17 protein-coding genes and 1 tRNA gene are annotated in these 17,218 nt (G+C 59.1%); 17 read left to right on the top strand and 1 reads right to left on the bottom strand.

Annotated elements, in window-relative coordinates:
* Nucleotides 1–119: 119 nt before the first annotated feature.
* The 12 genes from mazG (at nt 120) to rpoS (ending at nt 10,924) form a co-directional block, all read left to right on the top strand.
* Nucleotides 120–890: a nucleoside triphosphate pyrophosphohydrolase gene (mazG, locus tag PG883_RS19765; protein ID WP_270807767.1), complete on the top strand. Its 771-nt coding sequence runs from the start codon at nt 120–122 to the stop codon at nt 888–890.
* A gap of 141 nt (nt 891–1,031) precedes the next feature.
* Nucleotides 1,032–2,669 (top strand): glutamine hydrolyzing CTP synthase, encoded by a 1,638-nt coding sequence (gene pyrG, locus PG883_RS19760; RefSeq protein WP_039041042.1) that lies wholly within the window; start codon nt 1,032–1,034, stop codon nt 2,667–2,669.
* Nucleotides 2,670–2,758: 89 nt separating this feature from the next.
* Nucleotides 2,759–4,060, top strand: a complete 1,302-nt coding sequence (eno, locus tag PG883_RS19755; protein ID WP_043154803.1) for a phosphopyruvate hydratase — start codon at nt 2,759–2,761, stop codon at nt 4,058–4,060.
* Between the two features lie 177 nt (nt 4,061–4,237).
* Nucleotides 4,238–4,555 (top strand): cell division protein FtsB, encoded by a 318-nt coding sequence (ftsB, locus tag PG883_RS19750; RefSeq protein WP_010675628.1) that lies wholly within the window; start codon nt 4,238–4,240, stop codon nt 4,553–4,555.
* Nucleotides 4,548–5,279: a 2-C-methyl-D-erythritol 4-phosphate cytidylyltransferase gene (ispD, locus tag PG883_RS19745; RefSeq protein ID WP_039041044.1), complete on the top strand. Its 732-nt coding sequence runs from the start codon at nt 4,548–4,550 to the stop codon at nt 5,277–5,279. The genes ftsB and ispD overlap by 8 nt, the downstream gene beginning before the upstream one ends.
* 58 nt (nt 5,280–5,337) lie before the next feature.
* Nucleotides 5,338–5,814, top strand: a complete 477-nt coding sequence (ispF, locus tag PG883_RS19740) for a 2-C-methyl-D-erythritol 2,4-cyclodiphosphate synthase (protein ID WP_010675626.1) — start codon at nt 5,338–5,340, stop codon at nt 5,812–5,814.
* Complete coding sequence (truD, locus tag PG883_RS19735) at nt 5,814–6,872, top strand: tRNA pseudouridine(13) synthase TruD (protein ID WP_042865433.1); 1,059 nt, start codon at nt 5,814–5,816, stop codon at nt 6,870–6,872. The genes ispF and truD overlap by 1 nt, the downstream gene beginning before the upstream one ends.
* The gene (surE, locus tag PG883_RS19730) at nt 6,853–7,614 is read left to right on the top strand and encodes a 5'/3'-nucleotidase SurE (protein WP_041211067.1); all 762 of its coding nucleotides are present in this window, start codon (nt 6,853–6,855) and stop codon (nt 7,612–7,614) included. The genes truD and surE overlap by 20 nt, the downstream gene beginning before the upstream one ends.
* Before the next feature lie 4 nt (nt 7,615–7,618).
* Nucleotides 7,619–8,236: a protein-L-isoaspartate(D-aspartate) O-methyltransferase gene (locus PG883_RS19725; RefSeq protein ID WP_010675623.1), complete on the top strand. Its 618-nt coding sequence runs from the start codon at nt 7,619–7,621 to the stop codon at nt 8,234–8,236.
* A complete protein-coding gene (locus tag PG883_RS19720) occupies nt 8,233–8,814 on the top strand; it encodes a YqaA family protein (RefSeq protein WP_010675622.1) in 582 nt (193 codons plus the stop codon). The genes PG883_RS19725 and PG883_RS19720 overlap by 4 nt, the downstream gene beginning before the upstream one ends.
* A gap of 9 nt (nt 8,815–8,823) precedes the next feature.
* Nucleotides 8,824–9,894 carry a LysM peptidoglycan-binding domain-containing protein gene (locus PG883_RS19715; RefSeq protein WP_039041047.1) on the top strand — a complete coding sequence of 357 codons (1,071 nt, stop codon included), beginning with the start codon at nt 8,824–8,826 and terminating at the stop codon, nt 9,892–9,894.
* A gap of 46 nt (nt 9,895–9,940) precedes the next feature.
* Entirely contained in the window at nt 9,941–10,924 is a 984-nt protein-coding gene (gene rpoS / locus PG883_RS19710) for an RNA polymerase sigma factor RpoS (RefSeq protein WP_270807762.1), read from the top strand.
* 73 nt (nt 10,925–10,997) lie between these two features.
* Here the strand turns inward: rpoS and tsaD are convergent, their stop codons facing one another.
* Nucleotides 10,998–12,011, bottom strand: coding sequence for a tRNA (adenosine(37)-N6)-threonylcarbamoyltransferase complex transferase subunit TsaD (gene tsaD / locus PG883_RS19705; protein WP_041213897.1), 1,014 nt, complete (start codon nt 12,009–12,011; stop codon nt 10,998–11,000).
* A 179-nt stretch (nt 12,012–12,190) separates the two neighbouring features.
* Here tsaD and rpsU point away from each other — a divergent pair, with 179 nt between their 5' ends.
* The 5 genes from rpsU (at nt 12,191) to PG883_RS19680 (ending at nt 17,092) form a co-directional block, all read left to right on the top strand.
* Complete coding sequence (gene rpsU / locus PG883_RS19700) at nt 12,191–12,406, top strand: 30S ribosomal protein S21 (protein WP_005309452.1); 216 nt, start codon at nt 12,191–12,193, stop codon at nt 12,404–12,406.
* Between the two features lie 15 nt (nt 12,407–12,421).
* Entirely contained in the window at nt 12,422–12,865 is a 444-nt protein-coding gene (locus PG883_RS19695) for a GatB/YqeY domain-containing protein (protein WP_270807760.1), read from the top strand.
* Nucleotides 12,866–12,954: 89 nt separating this feature from the next.
* Nucleotides 12,955–14,742, top strand: coding sequence for a DNA primase (gene dnaG, locus PG883_RS19690; RefSeq protein ID WP_113068962.1), 1,788 nt, complete (start codon nt 12,955–12,957; stop codon nt 14,740–14,742).
* 183 nt (nt 14,743–14,925) lie between these two features.
* A complete protein-coding gene (gene rpoD / locus PG883_RS19685; RefSeq protein WP_263639565.1) occupies nt 14,926–16,821 on the top strand; it encodes an RNA polymerase sigma factor RpoD in 1,896 nt (631 codons plus the stop codon).
* A gap of 194 nt (nt 16,822–17,015) precedes the next feature.
* Nucleotides 17,016–17,092 (top strand) — tRNA-Ile (locus PG883_RS19680).
* Nucleotides 17,093–17,218: the final 126 nt, after the last annotated feature.

Here is a 17,218-nt window from a genome sequence, read left to right as displayed (position 1 = left end):
CAGCTGGGGCGCCCTCTGGGAAGGCTGGGAAGCCCTGCAAAGTAAAATGGAGGGTTTTCTTGCCGCCAAGGATCTGATGGCGCAGGGGATCAAGATCTGATCAAGAGACAGTTCCCCAACTGCTCGACATCATGGCCAGATTGCGTGACCCGAACGGGGGTTGCCCCTGGGATCTCAAGCAGAGCTTCCAGACCATAGTGCCGCACACCCTGGAGGAGGCCTACGAGGTGGCGGATGCCATCGAGAGCGAAGATTGGCAAGGGCTGAAGGGGGAGCTCGGTGATCTGCTGTTCCAGGTCGTGTTCTATGCCCAGCTCGGCAAGGAGCAGGGGTTGTTCGACTTTGCCGACATCGTCGATACCGTGAGCGAGAAGCTCATTCGCCGCCACCCCCATGTCTTCTCCGATGCCGACCTGGGTGACGAGCAGGCGGTCAAAGCGAACTGGGAGGCGGAAAAGGCGAAAGAGCGTGCGGCGCTCGACAAGGAGAGCGTGCTGGACGATATCCCCCTCTCCCTGCCTGCCCTGACCCGGGCAGCCAAGATCCAGAAGCGCTGCGCCATCGTCGGTTTCGACTGGAAGACCCTGGGGCCCGTGGTGGACAAGATCCACGAGGAGATCGAGGAGGTGATGGAAGAGGCGCTGATGGTCGACGTGGACGAGGAGCGGGTGAGCGACGAGCTCGGCGATCTCTTGTTTGCCACTGTCAACCTGGTGCGTCATCTGGGCAAGGATCCCGAGCAGGTGCTGCGGGCTGCCAACACCAAGTTTGAGCGTCGTTTTCGTCAGGTTGAACACTTTATTGCCGCAGAAGGTCTGAAAATGACGGATTGCTCCCTGGAGAAGCTGGACGAGGCCTGGAACAAGGCCAAGGAAACCGAGCAAAGTTGATTTGGCGCAAGACGGGGCGGCGGGGAGCCTGATAGATTTTTGTTCATTGTTTGGGAGTGGGGGTTTTGGTATACTGTTTCCCCGTCCTGCTTCATCCCCGAAGCACCCCTTAAAATTCCCTAAACTTCTTTCAGGTTCAGCATGACGACCAAATATATTTTTGTGACTGGTGGCGTTGTTTCATCCCTCGGCAAAGGCATTGCCGCAGCTTCTCTGGCAGCCATTCTGGAAGCCCGTGGTCTGGATGTGACCATCATGAAACTGGACCCGTACATCAACGTGGATCCGGGCACCATGAGCCCGACCCAGCATGGTGAAGTGTTCGTAACCGAGGACGGGGCCGAAACCGATCTGGATTTGGGTCACTACGAGCGTTTCATCCGCACCAAGATGACCCGCCGCAACAACTTCACCACCGGCCGCATCTATGCAGACGTGCTGCGCAAGGAGCGTCGTGGTGACTATCTGGGCGCCACCATCCAGGTGATCCCGCACATCACCAACGCCATCAAGGAGCGGGTGATTGCCGGTGCCGAAGGTCATCAGGTTGCCATCGTCGAAGTGGGCGGTACCGTGGGCGACATCGAGTCCCTGCCGTTCCTTGAAGCCATTCGTCAGCTGGCGGCCATCGTGGGTCGCAACAATGCCATGTTCATGCACCTGACCCTGGTTCCTTACCTGGCCGCCGCCGGCGAGGTGAAGACCAAGCCGACCCAGCACTCCGTGAAGGAGCTGCTCTCCATCGGTATCCAGCCTGATGTGCTGATCTGCCGCTCCGACCGCGCCATTCCGGCCAACGAGCGTGCCAAGATCGCCCTGTTCTGCAACGTGCCGGAGCGCGCCGTCATCTCCATGAAGGATGTCGACTCCATCTACAAGATCCCGGCGCTGCTGAAATCCCAGGGTCTGGACGGCTACATCACCGAGCGCTTCGGCATCGAGTGCAAAGAAGCCGACCTGGCCGAGTGGGAACAGGTCATCTATGAAGAGGCCAACCCGACTGCCGAAGTCACCATCGGCATGGTGGGCAAGTATGTCTCCCTGCCGGATGCCTACAAGTCCGTCAACGAAGCGCTCAAGCACGGTGGCCTGAAGACCCGTCTCTCCGTCAACATCAAGTACATCGACTCCCAGGACATCGAGACCCGTGGCGCCGAGCTGCTGGAAGGTCTGGATGCGATCCTGGTGCCGGGTGGCTTCGGCGAGCGCGGTGTGGAAGGCAAAATCCTGGCCGCCAAATATGCCCGCGAGAACAAGATCCCGTACCTCGGTATCTGCCTGGGCATGCAGGTTGCCTTGATCGAATACGCCCGCAACGTGGCGGGCATGGAAGGGGCTCACTCCTCCGAGTTCAAGAAAGACAGCCCGTACCCCGTGGTCGGTCTCATCACCGAGTGGGTGGATGACGAAGGCAACGTCGAGACCCGGACCGAGAAGTCCGATCTGGGCGGTACCATGCGTCTGGGCTCCCAGCTCTGCCACCTGGTGGAAGACTCCAAGGTGCGTCAGATGTACGGCAGCCCGACCATTTACGAGCGCCACCGTCACCGTTATGAAGTGAACAACAAGCTGCTGCCGCAGATTGAAGCGGCAGGTCTGAAGGTGACCGGTCTCTCCGCCGACAAGAAGCTGGTGGAAATCATCGAGATCCCGGATCACCCCTGGTTCGTGGCCGCGCAGTTCCACCCGGAGTTCACCTCGACTCCCCGTGATGGCCACGCCCTGTTCGCCGGTTTTGTGAAGGCGGCGGGCGAGTATCAGAAGCGTAATTTGAAGTAATTGAAAATAAATGCGGTTGGGGCTCTGTGCCACAGCCGCTTTTTTTGGCATATTTTTGTTGTTTTTTTACGAAACCTGAGGAAATACACATGTCCAAGATCGTTAAAGTGATCGGTCGTGAAATCATCGACTCCCGTGGTAACCCGACCGTTGAGGCCGAAGTTCACCTGGAAGGTGGTTTTGTTGGTATGGCAGCCGCTCCGTCTGGCGCGTCCACCGGTTCCCGCGAAGCGCTGGAACTGCGTGACGGCGACAAGAGCCGTTTCCTGGGTAAAGGCGTGCTGAAAGCCATCGAAGCCGTCAACGGCCCGATCGCTCAGGCTCTGCTGGGTAAAGATGCCAAGGACCAGGCCACTGTCGACCAGATCATGATCGACCTCGACGGTACCGAGAACAAATCCAAGTTCGGCGCCAACGCCATCCTGGCTGTTTCCCTGGCCAACGCCAAAGCTGCCGCTGCTGCCAAAGGCATGCCGCTGTACGCCCACATCGCCGAGCTGAATGGCACCCCGGGTGTTTACTCCATGCCGCTGCCCATGATGAACATCATCAACGGTGGTGAGCACGCCGACAACAACGTCGACATCCAGGAGTTCATGATCCAGCCGGTTGGCGCCAAGACCCTGAAAGAAGCCGTTCGCATGGGCGCAGAAGTGTTCCACAACCTGGCCAAAGTGCTGAAGTCCAAGGGCTACAACACTGCCGTCGGTGACGAAGGTGGTTTCGCTCCGAACCTGAAATCCAACGCCGAAGCGCTGGAAGTGATCGCTGAAGCCGTTGCCGCTGCCGGTTACAAACTGGGCACCGACATCACCCTGGCCATGGACTGCGCTGCGTCCGAGTTCTACGACGCAGAGAAGAAAGAGTACAACCTGAAGGGCGAAGGTCGTATCTTCACCTCCAACGGTTTCTCCGACTTCCTGGCTGACCTGACCACCAAGTTCCCGATCGTCTCCATCGAAGATGGCCTGGACGAATCCGACTGGGAAGGCTTTGCCTACCAGACCGCCGAACTGGGCAAGAAAATCCAGATCGTGGGTGACGACCTGTTCGTAACCAACACCAAGATCCTGAAGCGCGGTATCGACAATGGCATCGCCAACTCCATCCTGATCAAGTTCAACCAGATCGGTTCCCTGACCGAAACTCTGGCTGCCATCAAGATGGCCAAAGACGCTGGCTACACTGCCGTCATCTCCCACCGCTCCGGTGAGACCGAAGACGCGACCATCGCCGACCTGGCTGTGGGTACCGCTGCTGGCCAGATCAAGACCGGTTCCATGAGCCGTTCTGACCGTGTTGCCAAGTACAACCAGCTGATCCGTATCGAAGAAGCCCTGGGCGCCAAGGCTCCGTTCCGCGGTCTGAAAGAAGTGAAGAACCAGGCTTAATTTTCGCCTGCGTTCATGCTTCACAAAGCCCCGCCATCTGGCGGGGCTTTTTCGTTCTGCGCTTATGTGCGTGTGCGGCCTGCATTTTTTATTCCGACCAACCCATCCGGCACACAGGCTTTCTTTTGTCTTGCCTGCGAATATGGGAAACTAGGCCGCTTGAAGGAGACTCAGTGCATGCGGCTACTCACTCTTATCCTGCTCCTCCTGTTGGGAGGGCTGCAATATGACCTCTGGCTGGGGAAAAACGGCCTCTCCGACTATCGGGAACTCTCCACCGCCATCGAGCGGCAGCAACAGGACAACCTGGTACTCAAGGACCGCAACAGCCTGATTTACCGGGAAATCGACGATCTTACCTCTGGCCTTGAGGCCATCGAGGAGTTGTCGCGCAACGATCTTGGCTACATCAAGCAGGGCGAGACCTTCTACCGAATCATTCCCAAAGAAAAGGATCAGGTGACGGAGCCTGATGGTGCCCCCTACGATGACTGATAGCCTGAGCGGCCTGACCGCCATCGTCCCGGCTGCCGGTATTGGCAGTCGCATGGGGGCCAGTTGCCCCAAGCAGTACCTTTCCCTAGCAGGGAAATGCATTCTGGAGCACACCCTGGAGCGTTTGCTCTCCCATCCCGCCATCGCCCGTGTGATCGTGGCGCTGGCGCCCCACGACAGCTGGTTTGAGACCTTGACCGTGGCCACTGACCCGCGGGTGCTGCGAGTGGAAGGGGGAAGCGAGCGCGCCTTCTCCGTGCTCAATGCGTTGCACGTGGCAGAAGGGGAGTGGGCACTGGTGCATGACGCCGCCCGGCCCTGTCTGACCCATGAGGATCTCGATGCGCTCATTGCTGCCGCCATGGCCTCTGGCGGTGCCATCCTCGGCAGCCGGGTGCGCGATACCATGAAGCGCACCGATGCGGCCGGCAATATCCTCGCCACCGTGGATCGCGAGCAGCTCTGGCATGCCCTGACGCCCCAGATGTTTTTGGTCCGCCCCCTCAAGCGGGCGCTTGAGGAGGGGCTGGCGCTCGGCGCCGCCATCACCGATGAAGCCTCCGCCATGGAACGCGCCGGTTTCCCCGTGCGCATGGTGGAAGGGCGGGCCGACAACATCAAGGTGACCCGGCCGGAAGATCTCTCCCTGGCCGGGCTCTATTTACAGCAACAACGTGCGTGCCGGTCGGCACGACCCGATTCATCCCCAGAGGAGCAGGCATGATCCGCACCGGACATGGTTTTGATGAGACAGATTTCCGTGTATTGAGGAGGGCGCAAGCATGATGCGGATCGGACATGGTTTTGATGTTCACAAGTTTGGCGGGGTTGGTCCCTGCATGCTGGGCGGGGTGGCGGTGCCCTATGAACAGGGCCTGCTGGCCCACTCCGATGGCGACGTGGTGCTGCATGCGGTGAGCGATGCCCTGCTGGGGGCCATCGGCGCTGGCGACATCGGCCGCCACTTCCCCGATACCGCCGCCGAATTCAAGGGCATCGACAGCCGCATCCTGCTGCGGGATGTCTTTGCCCGCGTGCAGCTCGCCGGTTATGCCATCGGCAACCTGGATGTGACCATCATCGCCCAGGCCCCCAAGATGGCCCCCCATATCGACGCCATGTGCGCCGTGCTGGCCGCGGATCTGCAATGTGACTTGAACCGGGTGAACGTCAAGGCGACCACCACCGAACAACTCGGATTCACGGGGCGCAAGGAAGGGATCGCCACCGAAGCCGTCGTCTTGCTGGTGAAACAATGATGCTTGAACAACTTGCCTATCTGCACGGGACGCCCACTGCTCGCGGCATCCTCAAGGCCGAGGCCGCCGACTTCGTGGTCAATGAAGATCTCGGGTTTGCACCTTGCGGCGAGGGGGAACACATCTTCGTCCGGGTACGCAAAACCGGTGAGAATACCGCCTGGGTGGCTGGTCTGCTGGCCGATGCGGCCGGGGTTGCCCGCAATGCGGTGACCTGGGCTGGTCTGAAAGATCGCCATGCGGTGACCGAACAGTGGTTCGGCATCCATCTGCCGGGCAAGGGCGAGCCGGATCTCTCGGTCATCGAGAACGACAACATCCGGATCCTTGAGGTGAAGCGCCACAACAAGAAGCTGCGGGTCGGCTATCTCAAGGGCAACCACTTCACCCTGCGTCTCACCGGGCTGGAGCAGGCCGACGGGCTGGAATCCCGTCTGCAGGCGATTGCAACCCAGGGGGTACCCAACTACTACGGCGAGCAGCGTTTCGGCCGTGGTGGCAACAACCTGGAGGCCGCCAAGGCGATGTTCGCCGGCAAACGGATCAAGGATCGCAACAAGCGCTCCCTCTATCTGTCCGCCGCCCGCAGCATGCTGTTCAATGCCATCGTCAGCGCCCGCATCGAGCAGGGACTGGCCCATCAGCTGCTGGCAGGCGACTGCGTGATGCTCAAGGGCAGCCACTCCATCTTCAGCGAAGAGAGCGTGACTCCCGAGCTGGAGGCGCGCCTTGCCTCCGGGGACGTGCAGCTGACCGCTCCCCAGTGGGGCCGTGGCCGTCTGGCGAGCCAGGGCGCTGCTGCCGAGTTCGAGCAAGAAGTGCTGGCTCCTTATGGTGACTGGTGCGAAGGACTGGAGAAAGCCGGGCTGGATCAGGACAGGCGCCCGCTGCTACTCAAGCCGGAGCAGATGAGCTGGCAACGGGAGGACGAGGTGCTGACCCTGTCGTTCTTCCTGCCTGCCGGCGCCTTTGCCACCAGTGTGGTACGCGAATTAATGCAGGCCGAAGAGGCCGATCACGGTTTCAGGAACTCAACCGATGCGAATTCTGGTCAGTAATGACGATGGGGTACACGCCGAGGGCATTCGCGCCCTCAGCGAGGCGTTGCGTGCCTGTGGCGAGGTCGTGGTGGTGGCGCCGGATCGCAACCGCAGCGGTGCCAGCCACTCCCTGACGCTGGAAGTGCCGCTGCGGGTCACCCGCCTCGATGCGTCCAGTTTTCACGGCATCAAGAGTTATGCGGTCAAGGGGACGCCGACCGACTGCGTTCATCTGGCGGTTAACGAACTGCTGCGCCCTGAGCCCGACATGGTGGTGGCCGGTATCAATCACGGGGCTAACCTGGGGGATGACGTCATCTACTCGGGGACGGTGGCGGCCGCAACGGAAGGGCGTCATCTTGGTTTCCCCTCCATCGCCGTTTCGCTGGTGGGCAAGACCCATTTCGCCAGTGCAGCCCACTACGCCGCCCAGCTGGTGCGGGGGCTGATGGTGCATCCGTTGCCTGCGGATCAGATTCTCAACGTGAATGTGCCGGATCTGCCGCTCGAGCAGATCAAGGGGATCAGGGTGACGCGCCTTGGCAATCGCCACCGGGCGGAGTCGGTGATCCGCACCGAGGATCCCCGTGGTCAGCCGGTCTACTGGATTGGTCCCCCCGGCAACCAGCAGGATGCGGGAGAGGGAACGGACTTTGCCGCCATCGAGCAGGGTTATGTCTCCATCACTCCCCTGACCATCGACATGACGGCCTACGGCAGTCTGTCAACCCTGGGCGCGTGGCTGGATCTGCAGGGATGACGTTGTGATAGTACAGCGCCTGTTGAATCAACTGATTGCCCAGGATGTCCGCGATTTCCGCGTATTGGCGGCGATTGCGAAGGTGCCGCGCCAGCTGTTCGTGGATGAGGCCATGGCCCACAAGGCCTGGGACAATACGGCCCTGCCCATCGGCCATGGGCAGACCATCTCCCAGCCTTACATCGTGGCGCGCATGACCGAGCTGCTGATCCAGAACGATCCGGCCCATGTGCTGGAGATCGGGACGGGATCGGGATACCAGACGGCGGTACTGGCCCATCTGGTGGAGCATGTCTACACCATGGAGCGGATCAAGTCGCTGCAGTTTCAGGCCAGGCGCAGATTGCGCCAGCTCGATCTGCACAATGTGTCGGCCAAGCACGGTAATGGGTGGCTAGGTTGGCCCAACAAGGGCCCTTTCGACGCCATTCTGGTGACTGCGGCGGCCAGTGAGGTCCCCAAGGCCCTGACCGATCAGCTGGCTGACGGTGGTCGTCTGGTGTTGCCGGTGGGTGATGGCCAGCAGACCCTGCAGCTCATCGAGCGATCGGGCTCCCAGCTCACCAGCCGGATCCTGGAGCCGGTACGTTTCGTTCCCCTGATTGACGGAGATGTCGAGTGAAGTTGTTTTCCCGCCTTTATGTTCTGGTGATGCAGTGGGCACGCCACAAGTATGCCCCCTGGTATCTGGCCATCACCGCCTTTATTGAATCCATCTTCTGGCCCATTCCGGTGGATGTGATGCTGGCGCCCATGGCGCTCGGCAAACCTCATCGCGCCTGGCACTATGCCGCGCTGGCCACCCTCTTTTCGGTGTTGGGCGCCCTGTTTGGTTATCTGCTCGGCTATGCCCTGTGGGAGCCTGTGGTGCAGCCGCTGGTGACCTCGGTTGGCTATGAGGACAAGATTGCCCTGGCCGAGCAGTGGTTCGCGCAGTGGGGCATCTGGGTTATTTTTATTGCCAGCTTCACGCCGATCCCCTACAAGGTGTTTACCGTCACGGCTGGCTTGCTCCACATGGCACTGTTGCCTTTCATCCTGACCTCGCTGATCGGTCGTGGCATGCGCTTCTTCCTGGTTGCAGGTCTGATGCGCTGGGGCGGCGAGAAGATGGAGCGCAAGCTGATGCACTATGTGGATGTGCTGGGCTGGCTCTGTATTGGTTTGGCCGTTGCGGCCTATTTCTGGTTTAGTCGTTAAGGATCCACTATGTGTTCGCGTGTTTGGCAAGGTAGCGGTGTCGTCGTGTTGTCATGGCTGCTGCTTGCCTGTTCCTCCAGCAAGACTGCGGCTCCGGTGCACAGCCTGGGCAATGATCAGGTCGCTTCGACCATCCCCGTGCGTCAAGGTATGACCAAGCCCGGCATTGCAGGCAACGGGTACACCGTGGTCAAAGGAGACACTCTCTACTCCATTGCATTTCGTTCTGGCATGGATGTGGCTTCGCTTATCAGCATCAATGGCATCACTCCCCCCTATAACATTTATCCCGGCCAGCAGCTCAGGCTCGATGGCGCTTCCGCCCCCATGGCGGTGGCAACCGTCGGCAGCCCTGTCAGTCGTGGCAGCGTGACGGGGTCTGGCAGTTACGAGGTGCGCCGTGGCGATACCTTGAGCAGCATCGGTCGCCAGTTCGGTCTCTCCAACCAGGCCTTGGCCCAGCGCAACAACCTCCAGGCTCCTTATGCATTGCACGTGGGCCAGGTGCTCAATGTAGGGGGCTCGGGTTCCTCGGGTGGCCAGATGGTGGCAGCAACCACACCGGTTGTGACCAGCACGGGGCCCAAACCCCTGGCCACGGCTCCGGCAGGTACGACCACACCATTTATTGCTCAGAAAACGATTGCTCCTGCCTCGTCAACAGCATACGCTCAGGCGAAAGAACAAAAAACCGTCAGTTCCTCGTCAACACTCTCCTGGCATTGGCCGACCAAAGGGCGGATCGTTGAAGGCTTCTCCGTTGCGGAACAAGGCAACAAGGGCATCGACATTTCCGGCCAGAAGGGCCAACCCATTTACGCTGCGAGCAGCGGCAAAGTGGTCTATGCGGGCAGTGCACTGCGAGGTTATGGCAAGCTGATAATTCTCAAGCACAACGATGATTACCTCTCCGCCTACGCTCACAACGATGAGTTGAGGGTCAAGGAGGGAGACACCGTGAAGGGCGGAGCGGTTATCGCCAATATGGGTAGCACGGATGCGCCGGATGTGCGCTTGCACTTTGAAATCCGGTACAAAGGCAAGTCGATCAACCCGATGGGCTATTTGCCAAAGCGTTAACTCAGAGAGCTGAGTCTTACTCTGGTGTAGGTCAGGGAGAGATATCATGAGCCAAGAACAACTGGTAATGCAGGATGCAGAGTTAGAGTTCGACGAGGAGCTGGAGGTTCAGGAGGAAGAAGAGGTTCAGGAAGTGACGGCCGAAGCCGAAGAGACCATTTCCGATGAACTGATGGCGCCAGAGCTGAACAAGGTAATGGACGCCACCCAGCTCTATCTGGGGGAGATAGGCTTCTCCCCCTTGCTCACGGCCGAAGAGGAAGTCTACTACGCCCGCCGTGCCCTGCGTGGCGACAAAGCGGCGCGCAAGCGCATGATTGAATCCAACCTGCGACTGGTGGTCAAGATTGCCCGGCGCTACAACAACCGCGGCCTGGTGCTGCTGGATCTCATCGAAGAGGGCAACCTCGGCCTTATCCGCGCCGTCGAGAAGTTCGACCCCGAGCGAGGCTTCCGTTTCTCTACCTATGCCACCTGGTGGATCCGCCAGACCATAGAACGGGCCATCATGAACCAGACCCGTACCATTCGTCTGCCCATCCATGTGGTCAAGGAGCTGAACGTCTATCTGCGCACTGCGCGCGAGCTTTCCCATCGTCTCGACCATGAGCCGACCGCCGAGGATATCGCCTCTGCACTGGATCGCTCTGTGGACGATGTGAATCGCATGCTCAAGCTCAACGAGAAGATCACCTCGGTGGATACTCCCATTGGTGGCGATCGCGACAAGGCGCTGCTGGATGTACTTTCCGACGAGCGCGGCATGGGGCCCGAGCTGGAGTCCCAGGAAGATGACATGCGCAGCAGCATAGTGCACTGGCTAGAGGAGCTGAATCCCAAGCAGCGCGAAGTGCTGGCCCGCCGTTTCGGTCTGCTCGGCTATGAACCGGCCACCCTGGAAGACGTGGGCGCCGAGATTGGTTTGACCCGCGAGCGGGTGCGCCAGATCCAGGTGGAAGGGTTGCGCCGTCTGCGGGAAATCCTGCTGGGGCAGGGGCTCTCCATTGAGGCGCTGTTCCGCACCAATTAAACGGGTATGAATACCGTCATCAAGATGAAAAAGGGGCCGCAGGCCCCTTTCTTTTTGTCGTGGATCTTCCGGATCACACCGGATCCAGAGTGTCCAGCGGCCAGCGCGGCACGGCCTTGACGACGAGGGGTTCGAAGACTCCCGCCTTCAGGCGTTGCATGCCGGCATAGGCGATCATGGCGCCGTTGTCGGTGCAGTATTCGGTGCGCGGGTAGAAGACTTCACCTTTGAGGCTCTCCATCAGCTCGGCCAGCTGGGCGCGCAGATGACGGTTGGCGCTGACGCCGCCTGCCACGACCAGACGATTGAGACCGGTCTCTTTCAGGGCACGACGGCACTTGATGGCCAGGGTGTCGACCACCGCATCCTCAAACGCCCGGGCGATGTCGGCACGGGTCTGCTCATCATCGCCGTTGGCGGCGATGGTATTGGCGGCAAAGGTCTTGAGGCCGGAGAAGCTCATGTCGAGCCCGGGACGGTCGGTCATGGGACGCGGGAAGGTAAAGCGTCCAGTGGTGCCCTTTTCTGCCAGCCGGGAGAGCAGCGGACCACCGGGGTAGTCCAGACCCATCAGCTTGGCGGTCTTGTCGAACGCCTCACCGGCGGCATCGTCGATCGATTCGCCCAGCAGCTGATAGCTGCCGATACCGTCGACCCGGACCAGCATGGAGTGGCCGCCGGAAACCAAGAGCGCCACGAAGGGGAACTCGGGGGCCTTCTCTTCCAGCATGGGGGCCAGCAGGTGGCCTTCCATGTGGTGTACGGCGATGGCCGGCTTGTCCCATGCCATGGCCAGCGAGCGGCCTATGGTCGCCCCGACCAGGATGGCACCAACCAGACCTGGCCCCGCGGTATAGGCGATGCCATCGATGTCATCCTTGCCAAGTCCAGCCTCTTTCAAGGCGGCCTGGATCAAGGGGATCGTCTTGCGTACATGGTCCCGGCTGGCGAGCTCGGGAACGACGCCGCCGTAGTCCGCATGCAGCTTGACCTGGCTGTACAACTGGTGGGAAAGGATCCCTTTTTGATCATCGAAGATCGCGATCCCGGTTTCGTCACAGGATGTCTCTATGCCCAATACACGCATTGCTAAAAAATTTCACTGCTAAAATGAGACGGCTATGGTAACCTTCGCGGGTTTTTTAAACCAGAGCGATCTCTGCGGGTTTACTTTCATTCCCTGTCCAGAGTATAATTTCGCACCATTTTAAGACATGCTGATCGATTGAAGGTCAGCTAACAATTTATCACTGAGGTGAAAGGCACATGCCAGTAATCAAAGTCCGTGAAAATGAGCCGTTTGACGTTGCTCTGCGTCGCTTCAAGCGTTCTTGCGAAAAGGCCGGTATCCTGTCCGAAGTTCGTAGCCGTGAGTTCTACGAGAAGCCGACTACCATTCGCAAGCGCGCCAAAGCGTCCGCTGTCAAGCGTCACGCCAAGAAGCTGTCCCGCGAAAACGCACGTCGTATCCGCCTGTACTAATCAAGGGATCATGCCGTGTCTCTGAAGGATCAACTCAAGGATCAGCAAAAGCTCGCCATGCTTGCCAAAGACAAGCCTCGGTTGGGTGCTATCCGCTTGTTGATGGCAGAAATCAAGCAGCGTGAAGTCGATACCCGTGTCGAGCTCAATGATGAAGAGATCCTCGCCGTCGTGACCAAAATGGTCAAACAGCGTCGCGATTCCATCAGCCAGTTTGAAGCTGCCGGTCGCCAGGATCTCGCCGACAAAGAGTCCGCCGAGATCGTTGTGCTGCAGGAGTTCCTGCCACAACAGCTGACCGCAGACGAAATTGCCGCCCTGATCGAGCAAGCCATCACTGAAAGTGGTGCTGCCGTCATGGCTGACATGGGTAAAGTCATGGCTGTCTTGAAGCCAAAAATTCAGGGGCGTGCCGATGTCGGCGTCGTCAGTGCTCAGGTGAAAACCCGCTTGGCGTAACAGGCAATTCTCTTGTTTGGTCGAAGAAGCCGTGCTTCCCATTGGAATGCGCGGCTTTTTTATTTCCTATGCAATGAAACAGGACGGTTATGGCTGGCAGGATCCCGCAATCCTTTATCGATGATCTGCTCGTACGCACGGACATAGTCGAGTTGATCGACTCCCGTGTGCGGTTGAAGAAAGCCGGTAAGAACTACCAGGCTTGCTGCCCTTTTCATAACGAAAAAAGCCCCTCCTTTACCGTCAGCCAGGAGAAGCAGTTCTATCACTGTTTCGGTTGTGGTGCCCACGGCAATGCCATCGGCTTTGTCATGGAGTACGACGGCCTGGAATTCCCCGATGCCATCGAAGAGCTGGCAAGCCTGCACGGTATGCAGGTCCCCCGTGAGCAAACGGCGGGTGGATCAAGCCATAGCCAACCAGCCGTCAGCAAGGATCTGTTCGAGCTGATGAACCAGATTGCGCGCTTCTACGAGAGCAATCTCAAGAACGCGCCTCAGGCGGTGGAGTACCTGAAAGGCCGGGGCCTGACTGGCGAGGTGGTCAAGCGCTTCAACATCGGTTATGCCCCTGGGGACTGGGATCAGGTGCGTCGCCGCTTTGGCGCCAGTAGGGATCACGAACAACTGCTGATTTCGGGCGGTATGCTGATCCCCCGTGACAGCGGCCCGGGCAGCTACGATCGTTTCCGCGATCGCATCATGTTTCCGATCCGGGACAAACGCGGCCGGGTCATCGGCTTCGGTGGCCGAGTGCTGGGGGATGGCACGCCCAAGTACCTGAACTCCCCCGAAACCCCCATCTTCCACAAGGGGCGAGAGCTGTTCGGCCTTTATGAGGTCAAGCAGGCACACAAGGATCCGCGCCGGATCCTTGTGGTGGAAGGCTACATGGATGTGGTGGCGCTCGGCCAGTACGACATCGACTATGCGGTGGCGGCACTGGGGACTGCGACCACCAGCGATCACATCCACACCCTGTTCCGTACCACGGCAGAGGTGGTCTGTTGCTACGACGGCGACAACGCCGGTCGGGAAGCGGCCTGGCGGGCGCTGGATAACGCGCTCTCCCACCTGCAGGACGGCCGTGAACTCAAGTTCGTCTTTTTGCCGGATGGCGAGGATCCCGACTCGCTGGTACGCCAGATCGGCAAGGAGGGGTTCGAAGCGCTGCTCGACAAGGCCCAGTCGTTTGCGGATTTCATGTTCGAACGCCTCGGGCGCGATGCGGCTCTTTCCGGTGAGGCAGGCAAGTTTGAAGTGGCCAACAAGGCCGCAGAACTTATCCGCCGTGTGCCGGAAGGGTTCACCCGCGAGGGACTGATCACCCGCCTCTCCAGCATGATGCGTTGGGGAGAAAACAAGCAGCGGATTACCGAGCTGTTTGCCCGCAACAGCCAGCCCAAGGTGGAAGTCAACAAACCCAAGGCGACCAAACTGACGCCGATCCGCAGGGCTCTGGCCCTGATGGTGCAGTATCCGGCGATCACCGCCGAGCTGCCGGCCATGCCCGAGTTGGCCGGGTTGCGCCTGCAGGGGATCCCTTTCCTGCTGCAACTGCACCAGCAGATCCTGATCCAGCCGGGAGTGACAACGGGTATCCTGCTGGAGCATTGGCGCGGCACAAAAGAGGGAGAAATACTTGCCCAGCTGGCGATGCATGACCTGTTTGAAGAGGTAAAGCTCGACCAGGAGCCCGATATTCTGGGAGAATTACAGGATACCTTTGTCGGTTTCATCAACCTTTTCCTGAAGCAACGGATCGAAGAATTGCAGGCCAAGGTGGCGCAGGAAGGGCTAAGCTCTGAGGAAACTCAGGAGCTGATGATGCTGATCAGAGAGGTGCAGATTGAGAAAAGAAATGAGAGTGGGGCTTGATATTTGAGTGAGCAGTCCCAATATGAATAGCGTTGCCCGAATCGACGGGATTGAAAGCAAACACTTTATAACCACCTGGCCCCGACAACACTGCGGGCAGGGGTTTCTCATGACCGACGCCGCAACCAGACATAGCATGTCTGGCGGTTTTCTATTAGAATTGGCTATTTGCGCAGCAGCGCACTGTACGCGCAACCTAGCAACACCAACCGGATGAGTTCTATGGAGCAAACCCCGCAGTCTCAGCTTAAACTCCTCGTTGCCAAAGGTAAAGAACAGGGCTACCTGACCTATGCCGAGGTGAACGATCACCTCCCGCAAGACATTGTCGATTCAGACCAGATCGAAGACATCATCCAGATGATCAACGATATGGGCATTCAAGTGGTTGAAAACGCTCCGGATGCCGATGACCTTATCATGGCTGAAGGTGGTACCGCCGATGAGGACGCTGCCGAAGCAGCGGCCCAGGCTCTGGCATCTGTTGAATCTGAGATTGGTCGCACGACCGATCCCGTCCGCATGTACATGCGGGAAATGGGTACCGTCGAACTGCTGACCCGCGAAGGCGAGATCGACATCGCCAAGCGGATTGAAGACGGTATCAACCAGGTACAAAGCTCCGTCGCCGAGTACCCTGAAGCCATCACCTATCTGCTCGAACAGTACGACAAGTACGAAGCCGAGCAGCTTCGCCTGTCCGACATCATCTCCGGCTTCATCGATCCGAACGAAGTGGATGACGTCGCACCGACCGCCACTCATATCGGCTCCGAGCTCAGCGAGGACGACCTCGCCGACGAAGACGAAGACGAAGATGAGGACGAAGACGAAGACGGTGACAACTCCGACGATGATGGCGACGGTGGTCCGGATCCGGAAGTCGCTCGCGAGAAATTCGGCGAACTGCGTGCTCAGTACGAGGTGACTCGTCTCTCCATTCAGCAGAATGGCCGTGCCCACGACGACACCCAGAATGCCATCGCCCAGCTGGCCGATGTCTTCCGTCAATTCCGCCTGATGCCCAAGCAGTTCGATCGCCTGGTCAACAACATGCGGGAGATGATGGAGCGTGTCCGCGTGCAGGAGCGCATCATCATGAAGCTCTGCGTTGAGCAGGCCAAGATGCCGAAGAAGACCTTCGTCGCGGCCTTCACCAACAACGAGTGCGAAACTGCCTGGTTCGAATACCAGAAGCAGGCCGGCAAGGCGTGGTCTCCCCGCCTGCTCGAGATGGACGAAGAAGTCCTGCGTTCCATCGGCAAGCTGCAGCAGATCGAAGAAGAGACCGGTCTGTCGATTGCCCAGATCAAGGATATCAACCGCCGCATGAGCATTGGTGAGGCCAAAGCCCGCCGTGCGAAGAAAGAGATGGTTGAGGCCAACTTGCGTCTGGTTATCTCCATCGCCAAGAAGTACACCAACCGCGGTCTGCAGTTCCTGGATCTGATCCAGGAGGGCAACATCGGTCTGATGAAGGCGGTCGACAAGTTCGAATATCGTCGCGGCTACAAGTTCTCGACCTATGCCACCTGGTGGATCCGTCAGGCCATTACCCGCTCCATCGCGGATCAGGCCCGTACCATCCGTATCCCGGTGCACATGATCGAGACCATCAACAAGCTCAACCGTATCTCCCGCCAGATGCTGCAGGAGATGGGTCGTGAACCGAACCCGGAAGAGCTGGCCATGCGTATGGGCATGCCGGAAGACAAGATCCGCAAGGTACTGAAAATCGCCAAGGAGCCCATCTCCATGGAGACGCCCATCGGTGATGATGAAGACTCCCACTTGGGCGACTTCATCGAAGATACCACCCTGGCTCTGCCAGCGGATGCGGCCACCAGCGAGAGCCTGCGCAACGCGACCCGCGAAGTGCTGGCCGGGCTGACCGCACGGGAAGCCAAGGTACTGCGCATGCGCTTCGGTATCGACATGAACACCGACCACACCCTCGAGGAAGTGGGCAAGCAGTTCGACGTCACCCGTGAGCGTATCCGTCAGATCGAAGCCAAGGCCCTGCGCAAGCTGCGTCATCCGAGCCGCTCGGAAGTGCTGCGCAGCTTCCTGGACGAGTAGTCCCGGGTTTTGTCAGTCTGACATTGCAACAAAAAGCCCCGCCATGCGGGGCTTTGTTTTATCCGTGCTGGCATGGGCGTGAAGAGGGGTCATGGAACCGCTTGAATATGGATGAAATCTCGCCAAGTGGTTGATCTGACTATGGACGGGGTATCCGCCATCCCCTATAATCCACGCCGCTAACCAGCATCAATGGCCCCTTAGCTCAGTTGGTCAGAGCAGTCGACTCATAATCGATTGGTCGTGGGTTCAAGTCCCCCAGGGGCCACCAAATAATGTTCCGAGTAGGAACGAGAAAGACCAGAAACCCGCATAGCATAAGGCTTTGCGGGTTTTTTGTTGTCCGAGATAGTCCAAGGAAGTCGCCTAGAGCCAGCTCAAAGAGTAACATGTGCGG

This window comes from Aeromonas sp. QDB25 (assembly GCF_027707725.1).
Classification (GTDB): Bacteria; Pseudomonadota; Gammaproteobacteria; order Enterobacterales; family Aeromonadaceae; genus Aeromonas; species Aeromonas caviae.
This window is presented reverse-complemented; position numbering and strand designations above follow the sequence as displayed.